The organism is Paenibacillus sp. J22P143, assembly GCF_059692035.1.
Window position 1 is genome coordinate 1 of sequence record NZ_JCAUAQ010000043.1, and the last position, 14,749, is coordinate 14,749.

Below are 14,749 nucleotides of genomic sequence, written 5' to 3' on the forward strand. Positions count from 1 at the left end.
CGCAAACTACTACGAACATATACCTTAACCCCAACATACAAGCAACTTATATGCTGGGGTTAAGGTTTGTTTAAATGCAATTTCAACGTTGAAATTCATGCCTTCTACATATTCGGTCTGAATAATTCCTGAAGGCCTACAAAGGCTGAAGTGCAAGCGACCGCAGGAACCAATTACGTATACCTTAGCGATATTTCTTATGAGAGCGGTAAAACTGGCTGGGGTAGTATCAAATTGGATAAAAGCGTCGATGGGAATACCTTGAAATTGTTGGGCGTTGACGGATTAGAAAAACAATATGTCAAGGGGCTTGGTTTACATGCCAATTCAGAATTGATCTATAATGTCGAGAATCAGAATTATCAATACTTTGCCAAAGTAGGGGGTGACCGGGAAGTTGCTGCCAATGCTGGCTCCGTTAAATTCCAAGTCTTCCTGGATGATGTGGAAGTCACATCCGCCACGACTAACGTTCTTACCAGGAATTCAGCAGAAGTCGCGATAAAAGTAGATATTACCGGTGCGAAGAAGGTAAAGCTTGTCACTAACGATAGCGGGAATGGCAACAGTTCCGATCACAGCGATTGGTGCGACGCCAAATTTGTATATCCAGCCGAGCTTCTAGATTCATTTGATCTTCGCTCAGTAATCTTGTTTTACAAAACGTTTGATTATTGAATAAAACTGGATGTGTCGCAGTGGGAAGCTTAGGGTGCAATTCGTATAAAATTGTTACTTACCATCATCCTGCCATTGATAACCCCAACCTTGTTTGCTGGCTCTTTAATGGTGTTCAAAACGGCCCTGCTGTTTATAGGTCACAAAAAACCGCTGCTGATGAGCGGAACGATTACGATCCTTGTCATTGCCTATATTGTAAGAAAGCTTCCTTACACACTGGAAAGTAGAAGACTTGTTAAATATTTTTTGAATATATTGTAAAGATCAGAAAAGTTTGGATATTTAGGATGGTTGTACATGTTTTTAGGATATTCAAAATTTAAACAAAAATTTAGTATTGAATCATTAGCATTTCAAAAAAAATGCTAATTATAGCGTCATCATTTTTAAAGTGCTGCATGATCCGATAAAGGAATATTTCACATGCAATCATTAGAAACCGTTTACAAAACGTTTACAAGAATCTTCTCGGGTAGAGCGTTATTCTAGTCATGTTTGATCATTGGAGGATACAAGCATCCGATCCGCTGCAATAGCATGTTTACCTCGTGAATCTTGAATTACTGGGGGGGGAGGGGAGTCGCTGAACTGTTGGATCATTGCACCGAGGATGCAGTCATTCATCATCGGAAGGGAAAAGTGAGTTCAATACTCATGGATTCACTGGTAGCCGAGGTATTATTTAAGTAATTTAATGGAGGTAAAACAAATGTCTTTCAAGAAAAGGTTCCAAAAATCATTTCTATCACTACTCCTGATAGCCACAGCTTTGGTAGGCAGTACTGGCCTTATCACTGTGCTCTTTCAAGGAAAAAGCTCTGCTGAAGGGGCGGATGGCTCTTCGACAGGTCCGATTTTCAGCTTTATGTCAATGTCGGACACGCATACCAACCCAGGTAATACGGTTAATGCTGTAAAGGATGCTGTTGCTAATAATATCAGTTCAATGGTTTTAGTCGGGGATATAACCAATTACGGGGATATCGGTGAATATGACACTATACTCAATGCTATCAATTCTGTAAATAATCATCCGAAGATGTATTATACAATTGGAAATCATGAATATGATTGGATGACGGATTTTAATTTAGCGCAGAACAGATTTAGACAAAAGGCAGGAATACCAGAAAGTACGGTGTATTACAGCCGGAAAGTACAAGGCTATGACTTCATATTTTTAGCGTATGATCAAAAACTGACCAATACCGCGTATATGTCCGACGCTCAGTTAGCCTGGTTGGAAAGCGAGCTTGCTGCAAATGCTGTTCCTGGCAAGCCGATTTTCTTGTTCAATCATCAGCCTATTTACCAGACCGTATCCAGGTCATATTCGGATAGTTATGGTCAAAATACCGTACAGGATCAGAAGTTCAAGAATATTCTAGAAAAATATCCACAGGCTATTTTAACTACAGGACATCTTCACGACGATATTAAGATACCTGGCAACTTGTACGCCGGGAAGTTCTCTGCAGTAAGAGACGGTGCCGTTGTAGGTAATCAAGCTATGATTTTTGATGTATATAAAGACAAGGTGCATTTAATGGGTAGGGATGTAAGTACACAAAAAACCATATGGGAAGGTACGATAAGTCTGCAGCCGAATACAACCGGCATATATGAAGCCGAGGATCGTGTATTCGCATATGCAACCTCTGGCGACGACATCAATCTGCCTAGCGGCAAGTATGTGAATATGAACGATTCAAGAGCATACATCGAGTCGCTCAAGGTTGACGGAGGTGCTACTGGCGGCAATAAAATATTGAAAATAAGGTATGCTACCGATGCTGCCAATGTTACCGAGGGAATATATGTAAATGGCGTCCAAGTACAGAACAGGCTTAGCTTTCCGACTACCGGAAGCATGAGCTCGTATAACGATTTGGCGGTACCTGTTGAGCTGAATCCGGGTCCAAATAACAAGGTCGTCATCCAAAGCGATGTCACAACGGCGGGCGTGAATATCGATAAATTCCAAATTATCGATAGCGCCAATTACAGCACGATGTGGGGATTCAACGGCAATGGCAATGACAGTATCGCGAACGGAATCAATGCAGTCTTGAAGGGAAGTGCTGCCTATGATACGACCGATAAAATGGAAGGTTCCGCTTCGCTCAACCTGAACGGTGCTGACGGCAATTATGCGAGCGCAGGCCTTGCATCAACCAAAACAGACGATGTAACGCTAACAGCTTGGGTGAAGTGGAATGGCGCAACTTCGGGATCGCAGCAGATCTTGACCAATGGCGACGGCCTCACCAACGGTTATTCCATCGTAGTGGATCATAGCCAGGGCGATAAAGTGTCCATTGCGATTGGCGGAACGACGATTCTTGGATCGCAAACCGCTTTGACAGCGGGGAAATGGACCAATATTTCTGCGGCAAGAAGAAACAGCGTCTGGGAACTGTATGTGGGTGGTAGCAGTGTACCGGTAACCAATAATACAGTAGCTCCTTCTACGCCAACAACGGGAACGTATATAGGCGCAGACAGCAGTGGCAAACAAAGCTTCAAAGGACGTATCGATGCCGTAAGATTTTATAATCAAGCATTGTCTACAGATCAGATCATGGCAATTGCCAAAGAGACTTCTACCGTTAAGTTGCAAAGCATTGCAATAACGACACTGCCGACAATGTTGAATTACCTGTTGGGTGAAAAGCTTAATATTGCAGGGCTGGTTGTGACAGGCACTTACAGCGATGGAACAACCAAAGTGGAGAACGTCACGATTGATAATATTACCGGCTTTGATAATGCCATTATTAAAGCAGGACAGCAATTGACTGTGACGCTAGGTGGAAAGACAGCCAGCTTTCATGTAAATACGCTTGATGAATTGCCTGGTTCAGCATTGGTGCCAGGAAGGATAGAAGGTGTAAGCTACAATTCGAAACATGGTGCTACAATTGGAAGTGAAGCGGTTAATGATGGCGGACCCACATATCGAGTGAATTCTATAGATCCTGGCGACTGGTTGGAATATAATGTAAATGTTGCAAAAACGGGCCTCTACCAAGTAACTTACAGGGCGTCATCAAAAAGCGGGTATACAGGAGCGATTGAACTCCAGGTAGATGGAGTACCAATAAAGAAAACCACATTCTCATCCGGTACATGGGAAGTATATACCAATATATCCGATCCGGTCGTCGCACTGAGTGAAGGCTCACATAAAATAAGGCTAAATATGCCTGTAGGCTATTGGGCTTTGCGCTGGTTTGAATTGAAAGAGATTCAACCAAAGAATTTGAACAGCATCACAGCGCCTGCACCAATAACAGTGGTCAGCGGAACGGCGAAGACAGCGGCAGCTCTTGGATTGCCCGGTAAAGTATCGCTTGTAACCGTTTCAGGTAATGTGGATGCCAATGTAACTTGGGATTTAAGCAGCATTAGCTACGATCCAACGATCAAGACGGTGCAAACCTTCACGGTACCAGGAACCGTAACCCTGCCTGTTGAAGTTGCAAACCCGAACAACGTGCCATTGACAACAAGCATTAGCGTAACTGCTAAGCCTGTCGAACTAGTAGCCCACTGGAAGCTCGATGAAGGCTCTGGTACAACCGCTGGCGATTCTTCAGGCAAGGGCAACACTGGAACTCTGGTTAACAACCCAACTTGGACCAATTTAGGCAAGATCGGCGGAGCGCTTGCTTTCAGCGGCGGCTCAAGGGCAGAGATCAACCCTCCGGCAATTTTGAATCAATCAGGTAACGAGACCGTGTCGTTTTGGTTCAAGACTTCTCAGCCTGCAACCGGCACCACGAGTATTGTCCGTCAAGATAAGCGTTTCACAGCCCTTCAGTTTGGAGGCGGGAATCAGGCTCGCGTGGCCTATTGGCCCAATGGTTCTCTTAAATTGCTATCGTTTCCATGGACCTATAGCGATAACAACTGGCATCATTATGTGGCTTCCTACGATCGCGCATTGGGTATGAAGATCTATGTCGATGGTAACGTAGTGGCAAGCGATGCAACGAATCTCGGGCCGCTTCCGATCGTAACGAGTAGAATCATGCTGGGAGCCACAGAAACCGGCGGAGAAGCTTACAGCGGACAACTGGATGACGTTCGTGTATTTGACGGGATGTTGACTCAATCTCAAGTAACGCAATTGATGAGTGAGGGGCAAGGACCGACGCTTAAGAGCATAACAGCGCCTGCCGCAATTACAGGATTGCCAAACGGCACGGCAAAAACAGCAGCTGCCCTTGGATTACCTGCATCGGCAGAGCTCGTAACTGATACGGGAAGCAAGAACGCTGAAGTTATATGGCATGTAGACGATTCAAGCTATGATCCGGCTGAACGGACGCAGCAAACATTCACCGTTAGTGGAGATGTAGCTCTGCCTGCAGGCGTGGTAAATCCGAATAACGTAGCTTTGGCAACAAGCGTCAGCGTGACTGTGCTGGCGGCACCAGCAACACCAAAGTCTACATTGACAGGTGTACAGCAGGTACTTACTGGCCAAACCTTCACTCTGACGATGGGACTGAGCGGCGTTACGCAAAGCGTATACCAACAAGTGTACGCCCAGGATTTTACACTACAGTATGACCCTGCAAGTGTGCAATTCGATTCGGTGACATCTCTGAAAGACGGATTCCGAGTTTTCGATCCTAAAGAAACGGCTCCAGGACAACTCCGTTTTGTGGCTGCAAGCGCGGGCGCGAATGTACCTGCTCAAGGCGATTTGCTATCCATCCAATTTAAGGTCAAATCTGTCACCCAGGCGACCAATACGACAATTTCTGTAGACAATGTAAAGATTGCCAATGCACAGGGGAATGAACTGCAGGTTAGCGGTGCTTCCCGCGAGATTCAAATTACTGTACCTGCTATACCTGTAGATAAGTCGCTCTTGAACGGGGTGATCGCAAGCGCTCAGGCGAAGTACGCTGCAGCCGTGGAAGGAAATGATAACGGACTGTATGTGATTGGCTCCAAAGCTTTATTGCAGTCGGCTATTGATACGGCCCGTGCAATAGTGAATAATTCAAACGTGACGCAACAGCAGGTGGATAATGCGAAAGCTGCATTGGAAGCAGCCGTTCAATCGTTTGAAAGCAAGTTAATAATCGCAGATTTCAATGGAAGTGGTGTCTCAATTGGAGACTTGGCTTTAGTTGCAGCCTCTTACGGTAAAGAACAAAGTCAAGCGGGCTGGAATGAGAAAGCGGATGTCAATCATGACGGCAAAGTAAACATTACAGACCTTGCCATTGTAGCTAGAGCGATCTTGCAATAAAACAGCTTCGAATGATTAAGGATTAAATGAATTGGTAAAGAAATGGGGGAGATTTAGAGTCTCCCCCCTTCCATTTTCACATTCTGCAAGAGTTTAATATAGGTTTCAATTCTAGACGGCGATGTAACAAGTTACGTTGACATTTAATGCGAGAAGTTAACTCATGTAGAAAGCCAACTAATTGTATTTTGAACAATACAAATAATAGACTATATACGTTATCTGAACGAACAAGCTATAGGCGACTTGGAAAGGCACTTAAAGAACTCGGTATTTTAAATCTAACCACACCGTGTTGTACGAAAGGGAGAATCTCTACGATGATAAAAAAAATACACGCATTCGGTCTGTTGGTTATTTTAACAATGATTTTACTTCCATCACTCGGTGTACAAGCAAACTCAGGACCGGACTTTTTTCTTTCCATCTCGGATGACAGCATATCGGCAGGCGATAATTTTCAAGTAACGGTGAGTGGAAAGTAAGTAAGTGACTTGTACGCATATGAAGTTAGTTTATCTTTTGATACAAGCCTTTTGGAGTGTATCAGTGGTTCTAGTGACAGTAAAGGCTTTGCTGTGGGACCCATTGTGAAAGGGAACAAAGTTCTAATTGCGAATTGGCAATTAGGAAATGCTTTAGGCAAGAGCGGGAATGTGACACTGGCAACACTGACACTTAAAGGGAAAAATCAAGGATCGGCTGAAATTAACTAGACAGTGTGAAACTGGTGAATTCGAAGTTAGAGTCTAATGTTGTTTCTGGCAATAATAAGGTTTCGGCTAATATAAACAAAATGATCCCGACTAATATGAATGGCGTGTTAAATAGCGACATTATTTCTGTAAAAGACTTCATTCAAACTATTAAGTCTAAGGTAGCGGAGTCCAATACATCGAACACGAAAATTTTGACTGACATTAAAGGACACTGGGCCGAAAAGACCATAGGTATGTTCGTGAAACTGCGTATTATCGATGGATATGAGGATGGATCATTCCATCCGGAAAGTCCGACGAATTATATGAAGTCCGGTAGTCGTGTTGTTCCTAAGAAGTCGCGAGAAGAAAAGTAAAAAAGTGATTAGCTTTTAAGCAGCTTAAAGCTCATGAGAGGGGGGACCTTTCATGAGTTTTTTGTCTAGTTATATTGTCCAGAAATGGAGTCAACAATCCGTTAACTTTTCGATTCCTTAGAAAAGGATTTTTTGTGTTCAGTTGGCGTCAAGCCCGTAATGAATTTAAATACTTTGCTGAAGTAGTATTGATTGCTATAACCGACTAGAGTGGCAATATCTTTAAATTGTAGGTTGGAGTCATCCGTAAGCAATTGTTTGGCCTTTTCAATCCTAAGTTGAGTCAGGTATTCAATAGGAGGGATACCTTTATACTTTTTAAATTCCCGGCTCAAATAAGACACGTTCAGGTCCACTCGATCCGCAATAAGCATGTGGGTGGCAGAATGCATTCTTGAATATATTGTAAATGTCGAAAAAGTACGTATTTTGTGATAATTGTGCATATTTTTAGGATATTCAATATATAGCTGAAAATTTATGATTAAATCATCACTATTTCGTCATTCACTTAGCTGAAATCAAAAGGTAGACAAACACCCGATCTTGTTGCAGTGGAATTTTAACTATTATGAACAAAGGGGAAGCAACTGTTCTCATTATCTCTTATCGCTCAGTAATATATTTTTGAAAGTTGGATTACTTCGATGTTAAAAAAACTTCTTGGATTCAGTTTGGCGTTGCTTTTGACTATATTCTTGCTTCCACAGGCTCCTATTCATGCAAACTCTAGCCCGAGCTATTTACTTTCCATCACGGAACCAAGTATAACGGCAGGTAATGACTTTGAAGTGAAGATACGTTGAATATTTAAATAAGATCCGGATCGATTCAGCTAAGCGCTTGCTGCAGCAGCCGGACTATTCTATCAAGGCAGCGGCCAGCGCCGTCGGCATGGGCAGCGAATTTTATTTCAGCCGGATGTTTAAGAAGTCGCTCGGATTGTCGCCCACGCTTTATATGAAACGAAAACAAATCAAGCTCGCCACTGCTTCCTGCATCCGGTACAAAGACTGCTTGCTGTCCTTGGGGGTCGAGGACGCCTTTGAATTGGACTCTTTGCTGAGCATGGAGACAAAGGAAGATGAACGCTTCATAGAGCTTCAACTGGAACACATGCGCGAATTCCGGCCGGATGTCATCGTCGCCGATGCTAGGCACCATGCGCAGTATGAGCGCTTACAGCAGATCGCGCCTACCGTTGTCCTTCGCCTCACGATGGATTGGCGCTGGGGATTTATGCGGCTGGCCGAGCTCGTCGGCAGGGAAGCCGAGGCGCAGCATACGTGCCGCCAGTTGGAGGCTCGGGTGATGGCTGCGAGGAAGCGGCTCTCGGAAACCATCGGCAGCAAAACGATCTCGCTGGTCCGGCTGCAGCATGGCAAAATCCGTGTGCGGCTTGCTTCAGGCAGCGGCGCGGCAGGGAGCAAACAGGATGGAGACGAACCAGACGGTCCTTATTCCCAATTGGGTCAGCATGAGCTGGGCGCCGACCGGATAGCATCGGATCATCGACGAGTTGGAGCAGTGGAGAGGATAGTTGATTAGGAGGAAAGTGCCTGGTGAGGCACTTTTTTTGCTTTTATGTTAAGATTGGATAGCGAAAGACGAAGCTCCGTTAATAAAGACTGAACTGAAAGGGAGCGTTAAGAAATGACTTCTCCTAACTCCTATTTAAGGCAAATTCAGCTTAATAGAAAAATGATCCCCGTGATGCTTTCCGCATTGCCACCATGGGCTTCTTGTCGCTGTTTATCATATATTGGCAATCCTGGTATTCTGGCGTCGTTTTCGCTTGAGTGCTACTGAGCGGTCTTTAGAACTCTTTGGCAATCTATAGCTTCGAGTCATTATGCGGCAAGATCTTCGGGCGAGCTCGCCTTTAACTATTGGAGGCAAATATGATAAATAAAGAACATTTTAAAAAGATGAAGATTCTATATCAACGTTTATCGATAAAGAACAAAATTTTTTTTAGTAATATCTTAATCATTGTAGTGTCTCTTTGTATGCTCGCTTTGTTTGCAAATAATGTTTCAAGTAATGCAATTATAGATAAAGCCATTAGTAACTCATCCAGAGAACTGGGGCTTATTAATAAAAATTTACAAACGCTTGCGAATAATGTAGAGGATTACTCGAGAATGCTCGCAACGGATCACAGGTTGCAGACCCAACTTCTGAAATATATGGATGAATATGATTCAAATACTTCGGAATTAAACGATTTATTGCAAAGTCTGAATCTCAAAAATACACTTTCTGAAGTCATAAGCAATTTTGTCCGGCCGAATACTCTAGTTGCCGCGGCAAGTGTGATGGACTATAAAAATCATTTCTTTGATATTGGCTACGCCGATAACACAAACTTATCAAAAATAATGGATCCGGATTTGATTCATATGATCAAGGAAAAACAGGTCCCCATCTGGACAAATTTGTTTCCTTTTAAGTACAATTACGGAACAAATGAAAATATATTTGCCGTTGCGAAAGCGGTTATTCATAAAGATACGGGCAGGACTGTAGGGATTGTCGTTTTGTATCTTAAAGAAAGCGATATCGCATCTATTTTTTTGGATCATATGAATAAAAAGGGTGCGAAGTTTTACATTCTAAACAAAAATGGAGAGGTCATATCCTCTCAAAACAAGAATGACCTTTATAAAAAATTTAGTGATATCAGCAACATAACAATTAATAATGACTCTAGCATGAATGTGACTCAAATAAACGGAAGCGGCAAAGACAAAGTTTTAATAACAACGCATAACTTTGAAAAACTACAGTGGAAAATTTTAAGTGTGATTCCGCTTGATGAGATCACGGTGGAGAATAAGAAAATAAACCAGTTGATCATTATTATTGGAATCTTTTGTTTGTTATTTGCTTTTATCGTATCCTTCATGCTTTCACGGACAATAACCAGACCGATTTTGCAGATCGCAAAGACGATGAAGGAAATACGGCTTGGTCATTTGAATGTTCGGATAGCTAACAATTCTTTAGACGAAATCGGATTGCTCGGTGAAGGCTTAAACAGTCTTATGAACCGAATCGAGAATCTCATTGTTAAAAACTATGAAGAACAGAAAACGAAAGCGGAAATTGAGTTTAAACTTCTACAATCACAAGTCAAGCCGCATTTTCTGTACAATACGATTGAAACCGTTATCTCATTTATCAAGCTGGATATGAAGGAAGAAGCCATAACTGCTTCGAAATACTTGGCCAATTTCTATAGAATTTCGCTCAGTAAAGGGAACGATATCATTAAAATCAGCGATGAAGTGCAATTAACCGTTAGTTATTTGGAAATCCAAAAGCTAAGATATATGGAATATATGAACTTTACGATTGATTTCGATGAGGACATCATGCACTACTTGATTCCCAAGCTGACGATGCAGCCACTCGTTGAAAACGCCATCTATCATGGTCTTAAACATAAAAATGAAAAAGGAATTCTCATCATAAAAGGTTATAAAAAAGAGCGGAATGTAGTGATTGAAATCTTTGACGACGGCGTGGGAATGAGCGCTGATGAAATAATAAATGTATTGAAACTGCCAATAAACCAGTCGTCTAAGATAACAAAACAAACGGATTTCGGTGTCGGCAGTGTCAACAACCGTATTAAGCTGTTATATGGCGATGAATTTGGTCTCGATATTGAAAGCGAAGTAGGGGCCTATACAAAGGTCGTGATCAAATTTCCATTAAGTGCTATTTGAGGGGGGATTAGCTTGCTTAAAGTGTTGATTGTCGATGACGAATATTATTTTCGACAGGCATTGAAGATTTCATTACCGTGGCACGATCTCGGATTTGAAATTTGCTGTGAGGCCAAGAACGGGAAGGAAGCTCTAGAGAAACTTCGTGAATTCAAGCCGGATATTGCGCTTGTAGATATTAATATGCCGGTAATGGACGGACTTGAGTTTATCAAAAGCGTAAAGGAGCAGGGGCAAGAGCTTAAAATAATGATTCTTACTGGGCATAGCGAATTTAATTATGCCAAACAAGCTGTGCAGTTGGGAATACACAACTACATTTTGAAACCTATTGATGAGAATGAAATTAAAAAATCACTGTTTGAGATGAAAGCTATCATCGAAAGTGAGCAAAGTGTCAAGCTTGAGATGGAAGAGTTAAAGAAACAAGCCCGTGAGCATATGCCAGTATTAAGGGACAGGCTGCTCAACGAAATATTGCAGGGGAACTTTTCCTTTGACAGTTATGAAGCGATGCAAAGATTGGAATACTTAAATATTTCTCTTTCTTCACCTTACTATCTGTCTTTTGTCATCGAAATAGACAGGAAAAAGGAGTTAAAATGGACTGAAAGAGATTTTCAAATCTGGCAATTTGCCGTTTCCAATATTGCCTCCGATTTTGTTGAAGATAAATACGAGTATGCGATTTGTCGTGATCAATTTGAACACATTTGCTTCATACTTGGCCTCAAGGATAGAGAATCATTTGACAAAAAGGAGGCGCTTTGCGAGGGGATTAGGCATGCTGTCCATAAATTCTTGAAATTTACAGTAACAATAGGGATTGGAAATATATATAATGATCTTGTAGAGGTGTCTATCTCTTATAAAGAGGCATTATTTGCTTTGAAAAATAGATTGATTTTAGGGGGAAACCGTGTTATACCGCATAACATGGTATCGGAAACTGGGATGACGGGGACGTTATTCTCCATGGAGCAAAGAAATCAATTGTTGATGAGCATACGCATCGGCAATGAAATGGAAACGGAAAAAAGGATTACAGACTATTTCACCATGTTCAGGATGAAAAATATTAGTGTGGATATGCTGTTTGTTGCAAGTATAGAAATGATTTCGACTTGCTTGGAATACCTCGCGGAAACAGAACAGAGTATCAAAGAGGTTTTTACGGATGCGGATTTTCTTCTTGCAAACATTCAGCAAATGAAATCAATTGATCAAATCGAAAAACAGATCAAAGATATGTTTGCAACCACGATACGCCATGTGCAACAAAATAAACATTCTAAATCCGCGAGATTAGTCAAGGAAGTAGAACATTATATCCAGAGCCACTTTTTTAATGATGAACTGAAGATTGATGATATTGCAAAGCAAGTATATACGAATTACAGTCACCTTTGCTTTGTGTTCAAAAAAGAGACAGGAAAAACAATAAACGATTATTTAACGGAGGTGCGCATGTATAAAGCAAAAGAGCTATTTGATAACGGAGAGCGGCTCATTCAAATTGTCGCGAATAAAGTTGGTTATGCGGACGCTAACTATTTCGGCAAATGCTTTAAAAAAAACTTTGGTATTACTCCAAGTAATTATATAGAAAACATAATAAGATAATAATTTTTTTTTGAAATGCTTCCATGAATTGGAAGCATTTTTTCTTTCGAAAAATCCGATTATTTTACTGTTGAACCGAGAATTTTCTCTTAATGACTTCTAGCGAAAAGTATAAGATAAGTTCAGGTCTGGAAAGTTGGCATATGAAAGGTGGCGTAAATAGAAGATGTCGATTCAATATTTTGAACAGCAGCAGTTATGGGTGATGAAAACGAAAGGTATGGATTATGTCCTTAGATGTGATGAACATGGAGCGATTCAGCATGTATACTGGGGAAAATCGTTATTACAAGTTGACGATTATCTCAGTTGTTTTGATCTGACAAAGTGGTCATGGGAATCGGCGAAAGGTAACAGCCGTGAAGAATTGATGCCCTGGGCAGAGTTTAACTTTACGGAACCGGGATTAAAGGTGCTGTATGCGGATGGTACAAGAGATCTAGTCTTGTGCTGTGAGGCATTTCAAATTGTGGATGAAACTTCTTTAGTTATTATTCTACTGGATAAATTGCAAAATATATCCGTTAAACTTCACTATCATATCATCGAGGAATTTGATCTCGTTGAAAGGAAAGTGGAGGTTGTTAACCATTCCGATCACTCTGTGACACTGGAGCAAATTATGGCGGCTGTATGGCACTTGCCTGAAAATACGGATTATCGGCTTACTTATTTAACAGGTCGTTGGTGTGCGGAGACTCAAGTTCGTCAGGAACGACTTCTGGAAGGTAAAAAGGTGCTGGAAGGCAGACGCGGCAATACAGGTCACCATGCGAACCCTTGGTTTGCTGTAGATTTCAACAGTGCCAATGAGGATCAAGGAGAAGTATATTTTGGTGCTCTTGCTTTTAGTGGACATTGGAAAATTGTTGCAGAGCATACGCCTTACCATAACGTACAGGTCGCTGTAGGTCTTAATCATTTTGATTTCTCTTGGGAGCTAGCGCCTGGTGAGGCGTTTGTTTCTCCAACTTGCGTCGGGGGTTATACGAATCAAGGTTTTGGACAAGCTAGCCGTAATATGCATGATTATGAGCGCAAATATGTTTTGCTTGGTGCGGATCGTCAATTGCCGGTATTATACAACTCATGGGAAGCAACATACTTCGATGTGACTGAGTCGGGACAAATGGCTTTGGCCGAGAAAGCGGCTGCTATGGGCGCCGAACTATTCGTTGTGGACGACGGTTGGTTTGTTGGACGAGTTATCGATAATGCGGGACTTGGCGATTGGAGAGTAGACCCTGAAAAGTTTCCAAATGGATTAACGCCATTAATTGAACATACGCACCATTTGGGTATGCAGTTCGGATTGTGGGTCGAGCCGGAAATGGTGAATCCAAACAGTGATTTATACCGTCTCCATCCAGATTGGGTGTATTACTTTGAAGGAAGAGAACGTTCAGAAGTACGCAATCAGCTCGTATTAAATTTAGCGCGTCCTGACGTAAAAGAGTATTTGTTTGATTGTCTCGACGAGCTGTTGTCGGAATACAATATTTCGTATCTTAAATGGGATATGAATCGTTACTTTAGCGAACCAGGATGGCCTGGGTTGCCGGCTAACAAGCAGAAGGAGATTTGGATACGACATGTAACAGCCATATATGAATTATGGGAACGATTGCAGAAAAAGCATCCTCACGTTGCATTTGAATCGTGCGCTGGGGGCGGGGGACGCATAGATTTGGGAATTATGCGATATGCCCATCAGTTTTGGACTAGCGACAATACAGATCCGCTCGATCGACTTACGATCCAAGAAGGGTATTCGTACGCTTACACAGCAAAAGCAATGCGTTGTTGGGTAACGGATTCTCCAAACTGGGTGAACGGCAGAACGACGTCGTTGGAGTACCGATTCCATAGTGCTATGAATGGTTCATTGGGCATCGGACTTAATTTAAATCATACAAGCCCTGAGGAATTAGAAATTTGCCGAGAGATGATCACGCAATATAAAGAAATTCGCGATATCATCCAAGAGGGGGATTTATATCGACTGCATTCTCCGGGCAAAGCCTCCTTTTCAGCTGTGCAGTATGTCAGTAAAGATAAGTCAAGATGCGCATTATTCGTATTTCTTTATTCACAGCAATTCCGTAATCCGCTGCCTCCTATTCGCTTAAAGGGATTAGATGGAAATTCAATATATAAAATCAGTGAAACCCAAGAAACATTATCCGGCGGCGCTTTGATGCATAGGGGCATAAAACTTACGCTTACAGGAGACTTTTCTAGCAAATTGATAACTTTCACTCGTGAAAACATCCGATAATTTTACTGTTGAACCGATAATTTTCTCTTAAAATCGACATGTGAAAAGTATAAGATAAATTCAGGACAGGAAAGCGGGTATAAATAAGC

General features: G+C 42.0%; 11 protein-coding genes and 1 pseudogene. 11 read left to right on the plus strand and 1 reads right to left on the minus strand.

Annotated elements, in window-relative coordinates:
* Positions 1-150 precede the first annotated feature (150 nt).
* The 6 genes from AC58PQ_RS28350 to AC58PQ_RS28375 all read left to right on the plus strand — a co-directional run bounded on the left by AC58PQ_RS28350 (position 151) and on the right by AC58PQ_RS28375 (position 7,025).
* Positions 151-678 (plus strand): NPCBM/NEW2 domain-containing protein, encoded by a 528-nt coding sequence (locus AC58PQ_RS28350; protein ID WP_497247544.1) that lies wholly within the window; start codon positions 151-153, stop codon positions 676-678.
* Between the two features lie 51 nt (positions 679-729).
* Positions 730-942, plus strand: coding sequence for a hypothetical protein (locus AC58PQ_RS28355; protein ID WP_497247546.1), 213 nt, complete (start codon positions 730-732; stop codon positions 940-942).
* 448 nt (positions 943-1,390) lie between these two features.
* Positions 1,391-5,950, plus strand: coding sequence for a LamG-like jellyroll fold domain-containing protein (locus tag AC58PQ_RS28360; RefSeq protein ID WP_497247548.1), 4,560 nt, complete (start codon positions 1,391-1,393; stop codon positions 5,948-5,950).
* Positions 5,951-6,270: 320 nt separating this feature from the next.
* Complete coding sequence (locus tag AC58PQ_RS28365; RefSeq protein ID WP_497247550.1) at positions 6,271-6,435, plus strand: hypothetical protein; 165 nt, start codon at positions 6,271-6,273, stop codon at positions 6,433-6,435.
* Between the two features lie 9 nt (positions 6,436-6,444).
* Positions 6,445-6,666 (plus strand): cohesin domain-containing protein, encoded by a 222-nt coding sequence (locus AC58PQ_RS28370; protein ID WP_497247552.1) that lies wholly within the window; start codon positions 6,445-6,447, stop codon positions 6,664-6,666.
* A 14-nt stretch (positions 6,667-6,680) separates the two neighbouring features.
* Complete coding sequence (locus AC58PQ_RS28375; protein WP_497247554.1) at positions 6,681-7,025, plus strand: S-layer homology domain-containing protein; 345 nt, start codon at positions 6,681-6,683, stop codon at positions 7,023-7,025.
* Positions 7,026-7,126: 101 nt separating this feature from the next.
* On the opposite strand, the gene AC58PQ_RS28380 is transcribed toward AC58PQ_RS28375, so the two are convergent.
* On the minus strand, positions 7,127-7,471 hold the full coding sequence (locus AC58PQ_RS28380; RefSeq protein ID WP_497247556.1) for a helix-turn-helix transcriptional regulator: 345 nt from the start codon (positions 7,469-7,471) through the stop codon (positions 7,127-7,129).
* 367 nt (positions 7,472-7,838) lie between these two features.
* Here AC58PQ_RS28380 and AC58PQ_RS28385 point away from each other — a divergent pair.
* The 5 genes and pseudogenes from AC58PQ_RS28385 to AC58PQ_RS28405 all read left to right on the plus strand — a co-directional run.
* Positions 7,839-7,982: pseudogene (locus AC58PQ_RS28385) on the plus strand (helix-turn-helix domain-containing protein); the annotation flags it as partial.
* 3 nt (positions 7,983-7,985) lie between these two features.
* Complete coding sequence (locus AC58PQ_RS28390; RefSeq protein WP_497247578.1) at positions 7,986-8,573, plus strand: ABC transporter substrate-binding protein; 588 nt, start codon at positions 7,986-7,988, stop codon at positions 8,571-8,573.
* Between the two features lie 461 nt (positions 8,574-9,034).
* Positions 9,035-10,759 (plus strand): cache domain-containing sensor histidine kinase, encoded by a 1,725-nt coding sequence (locus tag AC58PQ_RS28395; protein WP_497247558.1) that lies wholly within the window; start codon positions 9,035-9,037, stop codon positions 10,757-10,759.
* Between the two features lie 21 nt (positions 10,760-10,780).
* Positions 10,781-12,382 carry a response regulator transcription factor gene (locus tag AC58PQ_RS28400; RefSeq protein WP_497247580.1) on the plus strand — a complete coding sequence of 534 codons (1,602 nt, stop codon included), beginning with the start codon at positions 10,781-10,783 and terminating at the stop codon, positions 12,380-12,382.
* Positions 12,383-12,548: 166 nt separating this feature from the next.
* Positions 12,549-14,660: an alpha-galactosidase gene (locus AC58PQ_RS28405; protein WP_497247560.1), complete on the plus strand. Its 2,112-nt coding sequence runs from the start codon at positions 12,549-12,551 to the stop codon at positions 14,658-14,660.
* Positions 14,661-14,749: the final 89 nt, after the last annotated feature.